Raw genomic sequence first — 20,100 nt, 5'->3', positions numbered from 1 at the left:
TGTATCCTCCGTAAGTTGGTTCTATTTGTTATCTTTAACAGCCTTCTGGACATCAATTTTCCTGTCAGAAATCGGCTCATTATCCTTAGTAAATTCCTCGACTACCTTGTCAACATCAGAATCAGTCAATTCGGCTTTTTTCTTAATAATCAAAGCTCTATCTATTTGTGCGGCTTGCTTTTCCATCATCCCCAGGAGATTTAGCTGCGAATCGAGCAAGGAGCGAAAATTAACTAAAAAAGCGGCCTTTTGATTTTTTAGTGATGAATATTCTCGTCTTAAATCTGTGATTTTCTCATAAATATCATCGACTATTTTATCCGCTCGGCTGTTAGCCTCGCGAACAATCAACTCGGCTTTTTCCTCCGCCGCAACTTTCATCTGCTCGGCAGATTCCTGTGTCGCTACCAGCGTATTTTGAAGCGCTGCTTCTATTTTCGTATAATTAGTCAGCTTATCGGAAGCTCTTTTGAGCTTTTCTTTAAGCTCCATGTTTTCACGGATGAGGTTTTCAACTTCCTCTGAAACCATCTCCAGAAATGAAGCCACTTCCGTTTTATCGAAACCGCGAAATCTGGTCTCGAATTCCTGCTTTTTAATATCTAAAGGCGTGATTTTCATAAGCTCTCCTTTAAATCACATTTAATTAACTAAATAATTACGTTTCGCGCTCCAAATATGGCTGTGCCGATTCTAAGTTCGGTATTACCATACTTTATAGCCCGCTCAAAATCGGATGACATACCCATTGATAGAATCGAAATTTTAGCGCCAAATTTATCCTGCATCTGCTTATACAATTTCTGTGTTAAATCAAACGATTTATCAATCTGTTCCAGGTTATTTGTAAATGGTCCTACTGTCATTAATCCCGAAAGCTCCAGATTTTCAAGCTTATTTATTTCTACGGCAAATGCTAAAACATCCCCCGGCTGCAAACCGTATTTGGAGGCTTCGCCGGATGAGTTTACCTCAAGCAGGATTTTCATTTTTTTGCCAATTTTAGCGCACTCGTCGCCTATTACTTTGGCCAGCTTTAAACTGTCAATCGATTCGATTATATCGAATAATCCGACTGCCTTCTTAGCTTTATTTGACTGCAGATGACCAACCATGTGCCATACAGGTCCCTCGCCGATTATCGGGATTTTCTCCGATGCTTCCTGAATCCTGTTTTCGCCGAGATGCGTCAAACCTGCCTGACAAGCCTCTTTTATAACATCAACGCCTTTGGTTTTGCTGATTCCAACCAGCATGATATCTTCTCTTCGCCGGCCGAATTTATAGCAGGCGTCGGCAATTTGAGCATTTACTATTTTTAAATTATCGCCAATTAATCCCATAAATCTACTCCAAAAAAATCAAAATATAACTTACAATTATATTTAATTATTAGTTTTTTCGCAATATAAATCCTGTTTTTATTAAGGTTTTAATATTTATCATTATTAAACAGTTTTGTATTCTCAATAATTATTGGCAATTAACTTTTAAATTTAGTGATTGTTTTCGCTTGCTCTGGCAGTCGCTTTTGATTATTCTTGACCTTGAAGTAATATGAAACGTTTACTCTTTCAAGCAGGTGTAGATATGGGTAATACAGCGCAGGTTGAAAATATTGTTAAGGGATGGCAGTTTTCGCAGGCCGCCAAACGACAAAAAAGTTCGATTATAAGAGAAATACTTAAGGATTCATCCAAACCGGGAATTGTTAATTTTGGCGGCGGTTTGCCAGCCCCGGATTTATTTCCCCTGGAAAAAATTAAACAATCCTGTATTAATGTTATCCAAAATAATGGCACAAATGCGCTTCAGTATTCTCTCACAGCAGGCGTAAGTTTATTGCAGGAACAAATTGTTAAGAGATATAATGCTCAAGGAGTTGATGTCTCAATCGATGATATACAGATTACAGGCGGTTCACAGCAGGGATTGGATGTTATTGCCAGAATTTTCATTGAACCGGGCGCAGTTGTTCTAACAGAAACACCAACTTACTTAGGCGCTTTGCAGGCTTTTTCCTTCTTTAGCGCAAAATATGTATCTATCGAAACTGACAGCGATGGCATCATACCGGAAGATTTAGAGAATAAAATTATTAAGCATAAACCGCGTTTTATTTACTTGGTCGCCACTTTTCAGAATCCTACCGGCATTACTCTTACTAAAAAGCGTCGGGAACAAGTTGTCGAAGTTGCCCGTAAGTATAATTGTCCGATTGTTGATGACAATCCTTATGGCGAAATCCGTTTTGCCGGCAAGGAAGTTCCCTCGCTAAAATCAATCGGCAAGGAACTGGTAATAGAGTTGGGAACATTTTCTAAATTGATTTCACCTGGATTGCGCATAGCCTGGATTGCCTCAAACCCCCAGTTAAGATTAATAATCGAACGAATGAAACAGGCAATCGACCTTCATACCAACACCTTCTGTCAGTATGTAGTCGCTGATTTTATCGCCGCCGGTCATCTGGATACGCATATTGAAATAATTAAAAAAGAATACGGCAAAAGGCGCAATTTCATGATAGATATGCTAAAAAAATATTTTAGCGATAAAGTATCTTGGACGACTCCCGAGGGCGGCTTGTTCCTCTGGATTAAATTGCCTGATAATATCAGCGCTACGGATATGCTTCCGAAAGCTATCGAGGCAGGCGTTGCTTATGTGCCAGGCAAATTCTTTTACAGCGAGAAGCAGGATGATTCCACCATGCGGCTGAATTTTTGTAATGCTACGGAGGAAAATATAGAATTAGGGATAAAACGTTTGGCTGATGTTGTCGCATCAGTAAGTTAAGCCATTCAAGCTTGCTTTAATTAAGATTAATTATAAAATGATGTTGCCTTTTATAAAAATGGAAGGCTTCGGCAATTGTTATATATTTGCTGAAGCTAAGTATATTAAAAAACTGAACCTGCGGAAATTAGCCTGCGCTGTTTCCGATAAGGATAAAGGTATTGGCGCCGATGGTCTTATCATTGTTGATTCCACAGTTGAACCATTCGTTATGCGTATATTCAATCTTGACGGTTCCGAGGCGGAGATGTGCGGCAATGGTTTGCGAATGGCGGCGCTGTTTTTGAAGCGAGCTTCTTATCCCAACCGGAAAAAATTCACATTAGCTACATCTGCCGGCGAGTTCCCCGCCAAAATTATCTCATCTAAAGCAAATAAAGCGATAGTAAACACTTCCATGGGTTCGCCGGATTTTAAATCCAGTGAAGTTGGCATAGGAAATAATTCAAGTCTCGCTTTTGATATCCCGCTAATGGAATACAGCGGAAAACAATTAACTTACGATTGCGTCAGTATGGGCAATCCTCATGCCGTAGTATTTGTGAAAAGCTTCGAGTTCGATTGGCCAAAATTAGCTCGGGGCATCAGCGAGGATAAGATGTTTTCACGGGGAATTAATGTTAATTTTTTAAAGATAATTAATTCAAAGCGTTTTAAAATTAAAACATACGAGAGAGGCTCGGGGGCTACCTCTGCCTGCGGAAGCGGGGCGGCGGCATGTTTGGCTGTTGGCGTTATGCGCAATATACTTCAGAAAAAAGCAGTTGCTGTAATGAGCGGCGGAAACCTTGAGCTTGCCTGGGATATGTCGGCTAATACGATAAATCAAACCGGACCGGCTACCATTATCTGCCGTGGAGAATATTATAATTGAACCCGTTTAAAAAACATATATGCGGGATTATTTCAGGTATAACCAAACTGTCTTTGTCTGAAATCGAAAAAACCATCGAAGTTCCCCCCGATGGAAGCTGGGGAGATTATGGCTGGCCCTGTTTTCAATTGGCTAAAACATATAAAAAGGCGCCGCCTTCAATCGCTTCCGAACTGGCTGAAAAAATTCCGGTTGGTGAATATATCGAGTCGGTTTCCGCAAAAGGACCTTACTTGAATTTCACGCTTAATAAGCAGGCTGTTATAAAACATATCATCCATCAGATTTTTACCGAGGAAAATAAATACGGCAGTTTGGATATAGGCAAGGGTAAAAATGTAATTGTTGAGTATTCATCACCAAACATAGCCAAACCAATGGGCATCCAACATCTGCGTTCGACTGTTATAGGCGCAGCGCTGAAAAGGATATATGAGCGGCTTGGATATAATGTTATAAGCATCAATCATATTGGCGACTGGGGCACCCAATTCGGCAAGCTGGCAGTGGCATACAAGCGTTGGGTGGATGAAAGCAAGCTGGCGGATGACCCTCTTCAGGAATTATTCCGCATCTATGTTAAACTGCATGAGGAAGCAGAAAAGGATAAGTCTATCGAGGATGAAAGCCGAGCGATGTTTAAAAAGCTTGAGGACGGCGACCCGGAAATTATAGAATTATGGCGCAAATTCGTTGATTTGACATGGCAGGAATTTAAGCGAATTTATGATATTCTTGGAGTTAGATTCGACTCAGTCGCCGGCGAGTCGTTCTATCATAAAATGATTCCCGATATCATTAATGTTTTAGATGAAAAAAAATTATGCGCTAAAAGCCAGGGGGCTTTAATAGTACCTCTTGATGATTACAATTTAGAGCCAATGCTCCTGCGCAAAAAGGATGGTTCGACATTATACAGCACCAGAGATTTAGCTGCGGCAATTTACCGTCACAAGACATACAATTTCGATAAAATGCTGTATGTTGTCGGGGTGGCTCAGATTCTGCATTTTAAACAGCTGTTTAAGGTTCTTGAGTTAGCTGGTTTCGAGTGGTTTTCAGAATGCCGGCATATCGATTTCGGCTGGGTTAAACTTGGCGCTGAAATGATGTCCACTCGAAAAGGGAAGATAATTTTATTAAAAGATGTATTGGATCAGGCTATCGAGAAAGCCTATGAAATTGTCGAGAAGAATAATCCGGATTTGGAGAATAAAGAACAGATTGCCCGGCAAGTTGGGATTGGAGCGGTTATTTTCACCCAGTTGTCTGTAAAACGTCAAACCGATGTTTCGTTTGACTGGGATCGCATGCTGGATTTTCAGGGTTATTCCGGACCCTATTTACAATATGCCCATGCTCGGCTCTCGAGTGTCTTGCGAAAACATGGCGAAAAGCTTGATGTTGAGGCGGACTATGGATTGCTAACCTTGCCCGAGGAGTACGGGTTGGCAAAAATGCTTATGGAATTTCCTGAAAAGATTAGATATGCGGCTAATAATAATGAACCGTATATTATCTTTTCATACCTGTTCGATTTGGTCAGTCTTTTTTCAACATATTTTCAAAAATATAAATCGCCCGCCGATAAGATATTATCAGACAACCCGGAATTAAGAAAAGCAAAAATTAATTTAGCATATTGTGTTAAGACAGTTTTGAAAACGGGGTTAAGCATTCAGGGGCTTGAAGCCCCCGAAAGGATGTAGGAGAAAAAATACAATTAAACTAAGAAGATAGAATACTATGGACAAGATAATCAAACCTGTTTCAAAAGTTAGCGGTAAAATTTCGTTTACCGGAGATAAATCCGTCTCTCACCGAGCGGCAATAATTGCTTCCGTCGCTAAAGGTGATACTACGATTGTTAATTACAGCGCTTCCGATGAATTCGAATCGACGTTAAGCTGCCTACGCCAATACGGTATTGAAATAGAAAAGCCTGAAACTGAACAAAACACATTAATCATTCACGGCAAAGGCTTGGAAGGGTTTTCCAAACCCGATAAGGAATTAGATGCCGGCAACTCCGCTGCTACAGTACGGTTGATGCTTGGGTTATCTGCCGTCTTGCCGTTTGAATCCACTTTTAACGGTACTGGCAGATTAAAAACGCGGCCTATGCTTCGCGTGATTGAACCATTAGAAAAAATGGGCGCGCAAATAGAAAGCAATAATTTCAGAGCGCCGATTACAGTAAATGGCGGCAATCTTAATGCTATTAAATATATCATGCCTTTATCAACCTCACAGGTTAAGGGAACGGTATTCTTAGCCGGATTTTTTGCTGATGGCAACACCGAGCTTATAGAACGGATACCCAGCCGGGATCATTTTGAAAGACTTATGTCTTTGATGAAAATTAAATTCAAAAAGGAAAAAGTTCAACCCCCGCAGCCTAAAGCTGATGATGAATTCGAAAGAAGGCTGAGAAAATTAAGTAGAAGTCAGATTATCGAGGAACGGGGGTTTCTTTATACGCTTCCCGGCAAACAGCAGCCTGTATCCAATCTAACATTGGAAATTCCCGGCGATATTTCAGCCGCGGCTCTATTTGTCGCAGCAGCAATATTAGTGAAAAATTCCGATTTAACTATTGAGAATATAGGCTTGAATCCATCCCGGATTGGTTTTCTGGACATTCTTTCCAAAATGCGCGCTAATATCAAGTTTGAGGCTAATAAAAAAATGGGATATGAACCGGCGGGTTTTATTAAAGCCTCGCATGCGCCCTTGAAAGGCAGAAGAATAGTCGGAGAAATAATTCCATCTATTATTGATGAATTGCCTATCATGGCAATTATCGCTACTCAGGCTCAGGGTACGACCGTTATTCGTGATGCTTTTGAACTGCGCCACAAGGAAACCGATCGTATTAAAACAGTCGTTTCTAATCTTCGTAAAATGGGAGCCAGAATCGGCGAGCTTGAAGATGGTATGGCTATTGATGGGGGTACCGACCTTGAGGGTGCGGAAATCATCACTCATGGCGACCATAGAATAGCTATGGCTTTCGCTATGGCTGGCTTAATCGCTAAAGGCAAAACCATCATCAAAGACGCCGAATGCGTTGTAACTTCTCATCCGACTTTCTGGGAAGATTTGGAATCGGTGGTAAAACATTAAAAAGGCTATTTCAGCATATCTTTTACATGACCAGCCCCAGCTATACTCACTTCATACTAAAGAGAGGTGAGTTTGCATAAAATAGGTAAGCTCGGGGAAAATCTTGCCGCTGATTTTTTAGCAAATAAAGGCTATAAAATTCTAAAAAGAAACTGGCGCGGTATTAAGGGGTTTAGATGCCCTGAAATTGATATAATTGCCAAAGATAATAAGACAGTTATTTTTATTGAGGTCAAAGCGGTTTCTACCGATAGATTTGGCGCGCCTGAGTATAAGGTTACATTAAAAAAGCAAAAACGTCTTGCGAATGGCGCTAAAGCTTACTTGTCTCAATACTGCGATGATAATACAGAATGCCGTTTTGATGTGATAACAGTAGATTTTATGAGCAAACCGTCTGTAATTAATCATATAGAAAATGCTTTTTCCGTATCAGATTAAGAATAATTTATTCAAATTTGCATCTCATGTTTTGTTGTCAAGCGACAATAAGTTGAAAGCATATTTGATGTTAGTGTTATAAACACACCCTGCCCTTACGGGCACCCCTCTCGAGAGAGAAATTAAATATTTTCAAGCTTACTTTACCTGCAAATTAATTGTCCCGGTTACTGGCAGGGATTTTTAAATTGAATAATCATATAACGTGTTAATCCGCATTTTTATGCTGTCGGAAGTTGCTTCCGACAGCTCTGGCAGAAGAGTCCGCCTATGGCGGATGTTAGCACATATTTAGATTTATGAATAATGCCGGATAGCAGAGTCATTGCGAGAAGCGGAGCAACGCGGCAATCTCATTAGGGGGTTGGCTTACGTCCTCATGCGCCAACACTTTATTTCCCTCTTGAGAGGGGTTAGGGGTGTGTTTTTTTTACTCAGCTTTCAAAACACCGCCTGTCAGTTAATTCACATTTCGGTTGTAATACTATCCCAAAACCGTTCTAATGAATCAGGCGGCAAGTTTTCATATTTTTCCAGTTCTTTGTCGATAGCTTGAAATATCTCCTGCTGAATTTCAGCGTGAGAAGCAACCTTTTCCAAAAACTCATTTAGAAATTCCTGATTTGTATTATTGCGGTTTAAAATCATTTCTACCGCTGTTTTGTGTTTCTGGGGAAATTTCCCAAATTTTATTTTGGCTAACGTTAGCTGAGTATATACAGTAATAAAAGCCTGTTTATCACTATTTGATATTGACGGCGATTTATTACAGGATTGAATAATAATAAATAATGACGCAATAATAATAGTTCGGCAAATACCGGACTTGAGTCTATGACCCGAAAACATCCTCTCTATAATCCTTGATTTCCGCCTTAGTGTAAATTTGCCTGTACCACTCATTCCAGCTTTCTTGACGCTTTTTAGTTAGGGCATCATTAAACAAAGAATCGGCAACTGTTTCATACTTGTTTTTGTCAACAGTTTTAATATCCACAAACTCCAGAATATAGCAGCCTGAACGTGCTTTGATTGGTTTTGAGATAGTATTTTCTGGCGACAGGCTAAAAGCCGCGCCAATAAAATCAGGGTCGCTGCCAACATTTTTTACGAATTCATGTCGGGCGAAAAAGCCGGTATTTTTCAGATTAAGACCGGAGTTCTTTGCAATACGGGTGAGACTTAAATTATCTGTTTTCATTGTTTGATAAAGACTATCGACTTTGGCATAGGCTTTGTCGTTGAGAATATCCCGCTGGATATTCTTGCGAATTTTATCTTTTACCTCATCAAGCGGAAGGAAACCGGCTGGAATTTTCTCATTCGGAGCGCAAACATAAACAGCTTTTCGAGTATCGATAAGATCGCTTATAGCTTCCGACTCAGAACTAAAAGCCCATTCGGATAAAACCATATTAGGACCTATGCCGGGAATGCTTCTACTGCCTTTGGAAAATAGCTTGGTTGTTTCAATTTCATAGCTGCTGCTATTAGCCGCGGCATCAAATCCATCAGCGAAAGCCTGTTCTCTAAAGTTTTGAGCTTTTTCATTGAGTTTAGCAATTGTATTTTCGCTTATTTCAGTTTTTAATAGAATATGACTGGCTTTAATTTGTTTCTCCTGTTTGCCTTTGCTATTTTTTCCGTTTCTTCTGCCGGTAAGTTTAATAATATGCCAGCCGAATTGCGACTTGACAGGTTCCGAAATATCGCCTTTTTTGTCAAGCGCAAATGCAACTTCTTCGAAAGGTTTTACCATTCTTCCTTTGCCGAACCAACCAAGATCACCGCCATTTTCGCCGCTTCTATCCTGAGAAAATTTCTCTGCAAGCATGGCAAAATCCTCACCGCTTTTTGCTTGCTCATAAATCGCATCTATTTCTTTCTTTACAGAATCAACATCTTCTTCACTCGGCTCTTTTTTAAATGAAACATATTTCAAAGATGCTTTTTCTTCAGTAGTATAAATTTTCTCTTTATCCTGCTCGTATCGAGCCAACAGCATTTCATCGGTTATTTCAATATCAGTAGTGTCGACATCACGCTCGGAAATGAAAATGTAATTTACATTAACTTTTTCGTTTTCATCATGATATTTCTCATAGATTTCCGCTTTTGACACAAATGCTGTCGAGACGATAAAATCCTGAAGTTTATTAACTAATACCTGCGATTTAATTGAGTTTTCGATCATTAACAGCATCTGTTCATACCTGGGGTCTGAACTTGACGCCAGCATTTGAAGATAATTCTGGTATTTTGACGGATCGAATTTACCGTCTGTTTGAAAATCTTCAGCATCATATAGTTCTTTCGGCGGCATATTTCTAACATATTCAGCCAGTTCTTCGTTGGTAATAACAATATTATTTTCTTTTATCTGCTGAGAAATTAACATCTGTCCAACAAGAGTGTTCCAAGCTTCATCCCGCACTTTATCAATATCATCATCGCTGGGATCGTTATTTGTTTTAATGAATTCCTGATATTTCGGTTCAAAAGCATTTTGAAACATTTCCAGGGTTATTTCCTGATCGTTTACACTGCCAAGAGAATTTGGCTTACGCTTATCTTTATGTGAAAAATCCATGCCCCACGCAAAAATAATTGTTCCAATGAAAGCTACAATCACCACTATATAAACAGGTTTAGCGGCGGTTCTGATTTGGCTCATCATAATAATCTAACTCCTTGTATTTGCCTATCATCAATATATAATAATCGACTTTAACCATCCAATTTTTAACTAATTTGTTAATATACAAAAAGATTTTCTAATATCAATAAAAATTACATGCTTGACCGTTCTTTATTATTTAGCTTATTATAATGTTATGTTTAGGCTGTTGAAAATAGTTACGATATACTTTTTGATATTGGTCTTATTCCCCTCGAATATTTTTGCCCAAAACTACCGTTGGCCAATGAATATTAAGCCGCGCCTTTCCTCGCTATTTGGCGATAACAGGGCTGGACACTGGCATTCAGGAATAGATATAACCACAAGAGGCAAACAGGGATACAAGGTTTATGCGGCGGCTGACGGGTATGTCTATCGAGTTAGAACCTCGTTTTGGGGTTATGGTAATGCTCTTTATCTCAAACTTGACGATGGCCGCTATGTTGTTTATGGCCATCTGATGCGTTTTAGCTATGATGTCGAGAAGTATGTTCGACGTTTTCAAATGCGGGAGAAAGCATTTTACCAGGATATTGTTTTCAAACCCGGTCAATTTCCTGTAAAGAAGGGCGAGTATATTGCTCTGTCGGGTCAAACAGGTTCAGGCGCGCCGCATCTTCATTTTGAAATCCGGGATAAAGATAATTTCCCGGTAAATCCCTTAAAAGATATTTATAGCTTTTCTGATTCCCGACCGCCAATAATCGATTATCTTGTAGTTAAAAGATATAAATCATTCGGCGCCGCAAATTATCATGAGCTTGAATTTCTCAAACTACAAAAGCTCGGGCAGGATTATATCGTTGCCGATACGGTTGCTGTTTATAGTCAAACAGCGCTGGCAGTATCGGCATATGACCCAAACGGCGGCTTTAATTACGGACTTTACGGAGCCTCTATGTTATTAGATGACATAGAGATATTTTCATTTAGGCATGACCGCACCGACTACAATACCGGCGGTCAAATCGATTATGTTCGCGATTTGTGCCTAAAAAATATAGTCGAAAAGGGCTTTGGCAAAGAAGCTGATAGCGACAAAAATGTTTTTTACAAGCTGTATATTCAACCTGATGACATACAAGGTTTTTATGGCGACTTTAAATATCCCGCCGGCATTATCGATGCCGTTAATTTAAAAACAGGTGTTCATAGCCTTAAGATTAAGGTATTTGATATAAATGGCGGCCAGCGCCAAATTCAGCTGTTTATAAAAAAAGCGGCATTTGAGAAACCTGAAATAAAGGATACACACCTTGATTCAGCGAAACAGCATCTAACCCTGGGAGCTTTTCCCGCCAATCATCACCCACAAGTTCAGGTTAGGAAAGCAGTTTACCAACATTATGAAACAATCTTTTCATATTTTGATAAATTTGAAAGAATCGCTAAGTTTACGCTATCTCCAAAAGCTTTTGATTATCGAATAAGGATTATTGATGATTATTCAAATTTCTCACCCTGGCTGGTTTTTCGTCCGGAAACTGATTCAGCCAAGATTGTCCCATTTGCCGATTATTATAAAGTGCTTTTACCGGGTTATTTTAATATAACCGACCTTTATAATACCGAACTTGAGCCAAAATTAGCAGATAACAGAATCAATAACGGATTAATGCCTGTTTTTAATGATACCGGATATGTTGAATTAAAGCCTGAATTTCAGCAGGCTATTGATGGCTATTATGTTTTTAATGATGGCGGAACAGTTTATTCGCCTGACTCGATAATAAAAATCAGTTTGAAAAAAGACCAGCTTTATGGCTCAACAGCAATCCGTATAACAAACCCTCGACTTGATGATTCCGGCAATTACATCTTTGAAATATTACCGGAAGATATTCTTTTTAAATCGGCCGTAAAAGTTCAGATTGATGCTGATAAACTTTCGGTAGATTCTGAATATGCCTCATTATATTACTATTGGCAGAAAAAAGATAAATGGGTGTTTTTAGGCGATGAATCCGTTAAAACCATATCGGGAGAAACGATGGGCGGCGGCAAATTTGCGGCGATTACTGATGATATACCTCCCGTAATAGGCAAAGTCAGACCTCGCAACAAAGGCAGAACTAATGACGCCACGCCATTTCTGTCATGCCGAATCATGGATAATCTATCAGGCTTTAAAAAGGAAACCCAGTTTACCATGACGATTGACGGTATCTGGGTGCCTGCTTATTATGATATTGATTCTCATCTGTTTTCATATCAGGTAAGAAATCCGTTAAAATCGGGCAAGCATATATTGCGAATTTCGGCGGTTGATAATCAGGGAAATATCGCTAAAGCTATTTCACGTTTTATTATTAATGCCAGCAAGTAATGATTCCCCTCCGTGTAGAAAATCCCTCGTCAAAATTCCCATTTATAACTATCATTATAATTTTATCTAATGTGGCTGTTTATACATATCAATTATCATTGGGTTCATCCGAACAGCTTTTTATCTGGAAATATGGGGCTATTGCCAAATCGTTAACATCGTTTGTTCCGGTTCATCCCGCCTCGACTCTATTTCCGCCGCTAACGCTTATTACCTCAATGTTTTTACATGGCAGTATCTTGCATTTAGCTGGCAATATGCTTTTCTTTTGGGTGTTCGGCGAAAACATTGAGGATAAACTCGGTCATATTAAATTTATAATATTTTATTTACTATGCGGAGTGGCATCATTAATAGTTCAAGTTGTATCAATGCCCTCGGCGGAACTGCCTATTATCGGCGCCTCCGGCGCTATTGCCGGCATAATGGGAGCCTACTTTTTACGATTCCCGCGAACTAAGGTTATAACATTAATTGTTGTGATATTTATTATTCGCACTGTCAAGATTCCGGCTGTTGTATTCTTAGGATTCTGGTTTATATTTCAGATTCTTGTTGGCGCTCCAACATTAGGTTCAACCGGTGGGGGAGTAGCGTATTTCGCGCATATTGGCGGGTTTGTTTCCGGCATGATATTTTTTGCTATTTTAGAAAAACACAAATAAACCTTGATGATTGGTTGAAAGTTTAATAATCTATGAACATAAATAAGCCTGTTCGATGTAAGCTGTGCGGTAAACGTCTAAAAAAGGGCGGCGATAATTATCGCTTGGAATGTATGGTTGTATCTGACTTTGACGGCTATATCAATTTATCAGCCAAACAATCGGATATTAGGGAACTTATCGATGATATTGAACATTCCAAACTGACAGAGCAGGAACTTAATGAACAGGTTTATTTTGAGCTGAAAGGCAAATTATGCCTTGATTGCCGAAACAAGGTAATAAATTTTCTTAAGGAGCAGAAATAAAACGTGAGCAAAGCCGATTTCATTCATCTTCATAACCACACAATGTATTCGCTCTTGGATGGCGCCATAAAGATACCCGATATGCTCAAGACAGCCGCCGATATGGGAATGCCCTCAATAGCTATAACCGATCACGGCAATATGTTTGGCGCTATTGATTTTTATATCCAAGCCAAGAACTATAGAATCAAGCCGATTATCGGCATTGAGACATATATAGTGCCGGATGATCATACGCAGAAAAGGCATGTTCCCGGTGTCCCGGATGCCGGTTATCATCTGGTATTGCTAGCTAAGAACTTCAAGGGATATGAAAATCTTATTAAATTGTCATCAATTGCTTTTCTTGATGGATTCTATTATAAACCGCGAATCGATAAAAAATTACTAAGCAAATATTCGGAAGGCCTTATTGCCCTGACAGCCTGTTTGAAAGGCGAGGTTGCGCAAGTGGCATTAAAAGACAACGAGGATAAGCTTGAGGAAACGATTAAAAGCTATCTCGATATTTTTGACGCTAAAGATTTTTTCTTGGAGATTCAAAACCACAATATCGCCGAGGAGGCTGCTGTTCGCGCCGCCCTGAAAAAACATGCCGGGAAATTCGGACTGGGACTTGTTGCAACCAATGATTGTCATTATCTCAAACGTGAACATCACGCCGCCCATGATGCTTTGATATGCCTGCAAACCGGCAAGGTTGTCTCAGATACCGACAGAATGCGTTATTCTACCGACCAATTATATTTAAAATCGCCGGAGCAGATGAAGGAGCTTTTTGCCGATACGCCGGAGGCAATCGAGAATACTGTTAAAATCGCCGAGCGATGCAATCTGGAAATAGAATTGCATCGAAACTTAGTGCCGGAGTTTCCTCTGCCCGAGGGATTTGATTCGGATGATAAGTATGTCGATTATATGGCGAAAAAGGGGCTTGAAAAAAGATACGGCAAAGTAACACCCGGATTAAATGACAGGCTTGATTATGAATTAAAGATAATCAAGCAGATGGGGTATTCGGGATATTTTCTAATCGTAAAAGATTTTATAGATTATGCCAAAGATAATCAGATACGTGTCGGACCGGGAAGAGGTTCGGCGGCTGGTTCATTGGTTTCGTATTGCTTGGGTATTACTAATATCGACCCGATGAAATACAACCTTCTATTCGAAAGGTTTTTGAATCCCGAACGCATCTCGATGCCTGATATCGATATCGATTTCTCGGATAGAGGCCGTGATAAGGTGATAGATTACGTTACCAAAAAATATGGGCGCGAAAATGTAGCGCAGATTATAACCTTCGGCTCGATGGCGGCTCGGGCTGTTGTCCGCGATGTGGGGCGGGTATTATCAGTTCCCTATAAGGAAATCGATGCCGTTGCCAAGATGATACCTGAGGAAATCGGCATGACTCTCAAACGAGCGCTTGAGATTTCCGTTGACCTGAAGGAGAAAAGGAAAAATGATGAAACAATAGCTACGGTGCTCGAGTATTCCGAAATTCTCGAGGGTTTGGCAAGGCATGCTTCCACCCATGCCGCCGGCGTAGTAATCGCGCCTGCACCGCTTACGAATTTTGTGCCTCTTTATAAATCCAACAAGGATGAAATCACAACTCAATATGATATGAGAATTGTCGAAACTATCGGCCTTCTGAAAATGGATTTTCTTGGACTGCGGACATTAACTGTTCTTGATGATGCTATTGATTTAGTCAGAGAAACACATAATATAGATATCGATATTGATAAAATTCCCCTTGATGATCCGGAGGTTTTTAAGCTTTTCTCAAAAGGCAATACTATCGGTGTATTCCAGTTCGAATCAGGCGGCATGCGTGATTACCTTCGCAAGCTGGAGCCGTCAAGTATTGATGATTTGATTGCTATGAACGCTCTTTACCGTCCCGGTCCGCTTGATTCGGGAATGATTGACACATACATCGATTGTAAAAAAGGCAAAAAGGAAATTGAGTATATACATCCGACGCTTGAGCCAATACTTAAGGATACTTATGGAGTGATTGTATTTCAGGAGCAAGTGCTTAAAATCGCTCAGGAGTTAGGGGGCTACAGTCTTGGCAAAGCCGATATACTTCGCAAAGCAATAGGCAAAAAGCAGGCTGAAGTAATGGCTCAGCAAAAGAGCGAATTTATCGAGGGCGCTGTTAAAAGAAAAATCGATAAGAAAATCGCCGAAAAAGTGTTTGATATGATAGAAACATTCGCGCGCTATGGCTTTGTGAAAGCTCACTCCACCGGTTATGCCGTGATTGCCTATCAAACCGCTTATTTTAAAACACATTATCCGGCAGAGTTTATGGCGGCAGCGCTTACTAACGATATGGGTAATTCGAACCGGGTAACAATCTTTAAAAATGAATGCAAAGAGCTGGGAGTTGAGCTTTTGCCGCCTGATATTAATATAGGCTCCGTTCATTTTTCAGTATTGGATGGCAAGATATTATTTAGCTTAGCCGCCGTAAAAAATGTGGGACATTCGGCAGTTGAGGCGATTATAAAAGCTCGCGGCGATGGTGGTTTTACTGATATATTCGATTTCTGCAAACGCGTTAACCTGCGGTCAGTCAATAAAAAAGCCCTCGAAAGTCTGATTGCCAGCGGCGCTTTCGATTCGATTGAAAAATCACGGGCAAAGCTTTATGATAATGTTGAAATTTTGATTAATTACGGTTTAAATATTCAAAAAGATATTCAATCGGGGCAATCATCCCTGTTTGGGCAGGACAACACGACAAGCGCGATGACTCCCAGGCTGAAAGAATCTACTCCCTGGAATGATACGAAAACAAGGAATATGGAAAAGGAAGTGTTGGGGTTTTATCTTAGTTCCCACCCTCTTGAGGATAATCGTTTAGAGTATTTGGCTTTTGTCGATAAAAAATACAGGCTTGAGAAATTAGCCGACTTGAAGGATGGAATTAATGTTGTGGTTGGCGGTGTGGTAGATAATTTAGATATCAAAACCAGCAAGAACAACAAGCTTTACGCAAAATTCAATATCGAAGATTTCACTGATTCGATTGATGTTTTAATGTTTTCACCATGCTTTGATAAAAAAAGACAATTACTTGAGAATGGCAGGAATATCATTATATTTGGAGAATTAAGCGGCCAAGAGGGCAAAAAACCGGACATAATAGCTAATGATATATTTCTGCTTGAATCTGCTTATAAGGAAATTCCCTGCAGCCTGCGCTTGAATATTGATGAATCATACCTAAAGGATGGCACGGCTGACGACATCGATAAAATTTTTAAGGAGAATACGGGAAAGTCTGAGGTGATAATTCGTTTCAAATTAAATGAAGCCAATCTGACAGTTCGGTCGAAAAAATATAAGGTTCAGCCCTCGCCGCAATTACTAACCGAACTTGCTAAAAAATTCGGTGAAGATAGCTTTATGCTTGAGATTAAAAAGGGATTTGCAAACAACAATAAGAAAGGCAGATATTGATAAGGAAAACATTCTTCATATTAATTATTTCAATTTCTTGTTGCAGTTTCAATGTCTTATATGTCAATGCCAATGAAAATAATTCATTAACTCTGTATGATTTATTTCTTGATGGTCGTTATAGTTATCTGATTGATTCGCTCGCCGGTGATAATGACAACGAAAAACTGATTTTAGCTCGGTCGTATGCGGCGGTTGGAGATAAAAATAACGCCTTGGAGCAATTGTCTGCGCTTGAGGGTTATTACCTTCCGGCAGCGGTGATATATTATCATTACGGCAATCTTGAGAGGGCAGAAGAAATCGCTGAAGTCTGCTGCAATGACAGCGGATTTGTTGGCAGCGCCGCCCTGTATTTGTTGGCCCTTGTCTCGGGCGATGATGACACGCTATCGATAGAAAGGTGGCGCGCTATAGCATCCTTGCCGGTAGAGGTATTTCGTTTCAGGGCTTATCTCGACCTTGCTAAGTATTATTATAAAACCAACATTGCCGATTCAGCGATGATATTCTTAAATAAAATCGAACCTGTGATTTTAGATAAGGAAAATCGAATTGACCTGTATTTTCTCAAAGGCAAGCTGTTTTATACGCTTCATGATTACGATAATGCTCTTATAAATCTTGAAAACGCTTTTTCGTTAACTTTTAGTAATGATGGTAAAAAAAATATATCCGCATTTGCCATAGATTCTCTTGGCCCGGTTCTTTCCGATGAGCAAACCCTGAAATTGATAGGCTTGCTTAAAAAGTACCGGCTTTACAATGACGCCATTATGCTTTTGGAAAATATTGACCATACCGATTCAACAAAACTGGATTTAGGTTTGTGCTATCTTGCCAAACGAAAATATTCAAAGGCTACAAAAATCTTTAAAGACTTAGAATCATCCGTGGATAAAAAGATTCGGGCGCAAGCGTTTTATAGAGCTGCAATTTGCGATTACCGCCGCGGCATGAGGGTAAACGGAGCGAATAGGCTTATCGATTTTGTCGAGCATTTTCCCGATAATTATCTTGTTCCGCGAGCGCTTTTTATTGCCGGTGAATTTTTCCTGAAAAGCAATCCGGAAAAATCGATAGGATTCCTCCGAAGATTGACGAATGAATATACGGATTCGAGGTATTATTCTCGTTCATTGTTTCTTTTGGGGAAATTGTATCTTAAACTCGGCTATAATGAAAAAGCCGAATTGGCATTTTTGAGTTATGCAAAAACCGATGAGAACGCCGATATTTTCGATTATTGGCTATTTAAAACTGCTGACAGCTATAAATCTCAACTTGAAAAAATAATTAATCGGGGTTATCCCACTTTTTACAATTACAAAGCCCGCAAAAAAACGGATGTTTTTAAAAGCGATTCGCTTATAACATACAATGAATTTATACAGGAATTTATGGATAGAGCGGAAAAGTTCCTTTCATGGCGGGTTAAGAAAAGAATTACGGATGAACAGTCATTCATCTATGCAGACAGTCTTTGTCGGTATGGTTTTGATGCCGAAGCCGCCTGTCAATTACGGTATATCAGCGTTCGCAACTCCAATCTTCATAACAGACTTGCCGTATTGAAAAAATCCCGCTCGCTGCGGCTTGATTGGATATATTATGATGTTTTGGATAAATTCAAAATTGAACTTAAAAAACGCGGCTTTTCATACAACCGGGACACTTGGGTTCGCCTTAATTATCCGGTTCTATATTCCAATCGTTTATCATTTAACCATAATGATATCGATCCCTATTTGGCTTTATCGGTAATTAGGCGCGAAAGCAGATTTGACCCGTATGCCGTTTCTAATGTGGGGGCTATGGGGCTTATGCAGCTTATGCCCGCTACCGCCTCCCAGATGGCAAGGGTTAAGGCTATAAAGAAAGGGATGCTATTCAATCCTGGCTACAATATTAAATTGGGCTGCAAGTATCTTAAATGGCTTGAACGCCGGTTAAAAAAAGATGAGGCTATTATTGCCGCCTATAATGCCGGGCCATCAGCCGCCAAGAAATGGCAAAAACAGGCTGGGGCAGACATCGAATCATTTATTGAGACAATTAGCTATGACCAAAGCCGCAAATATGCGCGCTGGGTAATGGGCGACTATTTCTGGTATAAGCATCTCTGGCCCAAAGAATTCGACAATTAGACCGCCTTCTTTTATTTGTGGCTGGGGTGCGTCCTCACACACAAGTATTGTTGACATACATGTTCGCCCAAGATGAACGCCAACCATAAAAATTTTATAAAATAAATTAAATTACAAAAAATTTACACGGGATTTTGAGAAAGTCCCGAATTAAATGGAACCGAAATCATCCTGAAAAAGTTTAACTTGTAATATGGAAAGAGAATTAAAATGGAGAATGTAATGAAAAAAATACTGTTGCCATTACTCACATCGCTATTATTGATTTTTGTTGTCTGTGGGTCATCCGATACAAAGGAAAAAAGTGATGCCGGTTCTAACAATAAAGAAAAATCAACTGGAAATATTGAATGGGTAAAGTTCGATACCGGGTTAACAACGGCAGCTGAGGATGGAAAATGTTTGATGGTATATTTCTGGCGTCATGGGTGTTCCTGGTGTAAAAAAATGGAGAAAAGCACTTTCTCTAACGAAACGGTTATTGACCTTGTTGGCGCTTATTTTGCTCCGGCTAAAGTCAACACTGGCTCTAATGACATTTATCATACCCTAAAAGGCAATATTTCCGCTAAGCAACTAGCAAAAAGCTTTAAAATTCGAGGAGTGCCGGCTACTTATTTCCTTAATCAAGACGGCGCTATAATAACCAGTCTTCCCGGGTTTGTTCCGGCGGATAAATTTGAGATAATCTTGAAATATATCGGCGAGGAGCATTATAAAGATAAAACTATGGATGAATATATTAAAACTCTTAAGCAAAGTTCGTAGAATGAAAGAAATTGCCTCCAATATGAAACTAATTGTAAAATCATCTTTTTTAATTTAGGTTGAAAGTGATTTGACAATTTGTTTAGAAATAACCATATTCCTTCATGCCTGATGCTTTTAATGAATTTCTAGTAAATCATCCAATTTGGGGGTTGCTGATTATCGCCTTAATGGCATTGCCTATTGTTGGGGCAATTTTCTGGGTTATATCAAATATTTTAAAAAAATCCAATAATAATCCACAATAGTAATTTTTTTACTGTCCGTATATCCCTTTCAATCATTACTATAATTGGCAATAAGTAATATATTATAAACACTACTGTCCGGCCTTTTGTCCGCCTTAGGCGGATGCTATAATTATGTCATTCACACACTGCCCGCGTCATTCACACACTGCCCGCGTCATTCACACACTGCCCGCGTCATTCACAACTTGATTGGGAATCCAGAGATTGGTCATGCCGATACCTCCTGCCTGCCGGC

At 39.7% G+C, this 20,100-nt stretch carries 16 protein-coding genes; 12 read left to right on the top strand and 4 right to left on the bottom strand.

Features of this window, described 5'->3' with window-relative positions; genetic code table 11:
* Nucleotides 1–21: 21 nt before the first annotated feature.
* A complete protein-coding gene (locus J7K40_04285; protein MCD6161616.1) occupies nt 22–621 on the bottom strand; it encodes a DivIVA domain-containing protein in 600 nt (199 codons plus the stop codon).
* Between the two features lie 29 nt (nt 622–650).
* A complete protein-coding gene (locus J7K40_04280) occupies nt 651–1,343 on the bottom strand; it encodes a YggS family pyridoxal phosphate-dependent enzyme (protein ID MCD6161615.1) in 693 nt (230 codons plus the stop codon).
* Between the two features lie 214 nt (nt 1,344–1,557).
* On the opposite strand from J7K40_04280, the gene J7K40_04275 reads away from it, so the two are divergent.
* From J7K40_04275 to J7K40_04255, 5 genes are all read left to right on the top strand, one after another.
* On the top strand, nt 1,558–2,799 hold the full coding sequence (locus J7K40_04275) for a PLP-dependent aminotransferase family protein (protein ID MCD6161614.1): 1,242 nt from the start codon (nt 1,558–1,560) through the stop codon (nt 2,797–2,799).
* 58 nt (nt 2,800–2,857) lie between these two features.
* The gene (gene dapF, locus J7K40_04270) at nt 2,858–3,673 is read left to right on the top strand and encodes a diaminopimelate epimerase (GenBank protein ID MCD6161613.1); all 816 of its coding nucleotides are present in this window, start codon (nt 2,858–2,860) and stop codon (nt 3,671–3,673) included.
* Entirely contained in the window at nt 3,670–5,382 is a 1,713-nt protein-coding gene (argS, locus tag J7K40_04265; protein MCD6161612.1) for an arginine--tRNA ligase, read from the top strand. Before dapF ends, argS begins: the two co-directional genes overlap by 4 nt.
* Before the next feature lie 37 nt (nt 5,383–5,419).
* Nucleotides 5,420–6,799 (top strand): 3-phosphoshikimate 1-carboxyvinyltransferase, encoded by a 1,380-nt coding sequence (locus J7K40_04260; protein ID MCD6161611.1) that lies wholly within the window; start codon nt 5,420–5,422, stop codon nt 6,797–6,799.
* A 72-nt stretch (nt 6,800–6,871) separates the two neighbouring features.
* A complete protein-coding gene (locus J7K40_04255) occupies nt 6,872–7,240 on the top strand; it encodes a YraN family protein (protein MCD6161610.1) in 369 nt (122 codons plus the stop codon).
* Nucleotides 7,241–7,705: 465 nt separating this feature from the next.
* On the opposite strand, the gene J7K40_04250 is transcribed toward J7K40_04255, so the two are convergent.
* Both J7K40_04250 and J7K40_04245 read right to left on the bottom strand, forming a co-directional pair.
* On the bottom strand, nt 7,706–7,888 hold the full coding sequence (locus tag J7K40_04250; GenBank protein ID MCD6161609.1) for a hypothetical protein: 183 nt from the start codon (nt 7,886–7,888) through the stop codon (nt 7,706–7,708).
* 184 nt (nt 7,889–8,072) lie between these two features.
* A complete protein-coding gene (locus tag J7K40_04245) occupies nt 8,073–9,917 on the bottom strand; it encodes a peptidylprolyl isomerase (protein ID MCD6161608.1) in 1,845 nt (614 codons plus the stop codon).
* Between the two features lie 157 nt (nt 9,918–10,074).
* Here J7K40_04245 and J7K40_04240 point away from each other — a divergent pair, with 157 nt between their 5' ends.
* The 7 genes from J7K40_04240 (at nt 10,075) to J7K40_04210 (ending at nt 19,862) form a co-directional block, all read left to right on the top strand.
* Nucleotides 10,075–12,246: a M23 family metallopeptidase gene (locus J7K40_04240; protein MCD6161607.1), complete on the top strand. Its 2,172-nt coding sequence runs from the start codon at nt 10,075–10,077 to the stop codon at nt 12,244–12,246.
* The gene (locus J7K40_04235; protein MCD6161606.1) at nt 12,246–12,911 is read left to right on the top strand and encodes a rhomboid family intramembrane serine protease; all 666 of its coding nucleotides are present in this window, start codon (nt 12,246–12,248) and stop codon (nt 12,909–12,911) included. The genes J7K40_04240 and J7K40_04235 overlap by 1 nt, the downstream gene beginning before the upstream one ends.
* Before the next feature lie 32 nt (nt 12,912–12,943).
* Complete coding sequence (locus tag J7K40_04230) at nt 12,944–13,219, top strand: hypothetical protein (protein MCD6161605.1); 276 nt, start codon at nt 12,944–12,946, stop codon at nt 13,217–13,219.
* Nucleotides 13,220–13,222: 3 nt separating this feature from the next.
* A complete protein-coding gene (locus J7K40_04225) occupies nt 13,223–16,699 on the top strand; it encodes a DNA polymerase III subunit alpha (protein MCD6161604.1) in 3,477 nt (1,158 codons plus the stop codon).
* Nucleotides 16,696–18,846, top strand: coding sequence for a lytic transglycosylase domain-containing protein (locus J7K40_04220; protein ID MCD6161603.1), 2,151 nt, complete (start codon nt 16,696–16,698; stop codon nt 18,844–18,846). Before J7K40_04225 ends, J7K40_04220 begins: the two co-directional genes overlap by 4 nt.
* A gap of 222 nt (nt 18,847–19,068) precedes the next feature.
* Nucleotides 19,069–19,614, top strand: a complete 546-nt coding sequence (locus J7K40_04215) for a thioredoxin fold domain-containing protein (GenBank protein ID MCD6161602.1) — start codon at nt 19,069–19,071, stop codon at nt 19,612–19,614.
* Nucleotides 19,615–19,718: 104 nt separating this feature from the next.
* Nucleotides 19,719–19,862: a hypothetical protein gene (locus J7K40_04210; GenBank protein ID MCD6161601.1), complete on the top strand. Its 144-nt coding sequence runs from the start codon at nt 19,719–19,721 to the stop codon at nt 19,860–19,862.
* Nucleotides 19,863–20,100 lie beyond the last annotated feature (238 nt).

It is taken from the genome of Candidatus Zixiibacteriota bacterium, assembly GCA_021159005.1.
GTDB lineage: Bacteria > Zixibacteria > MSB-5A5 > UBA10806 > 4484-95 > JAGGSN01.
Note: the sequence above shows the minus strand (reverse complement) of the source record. Positions and strands in the feature narration are given on the sequence as shown.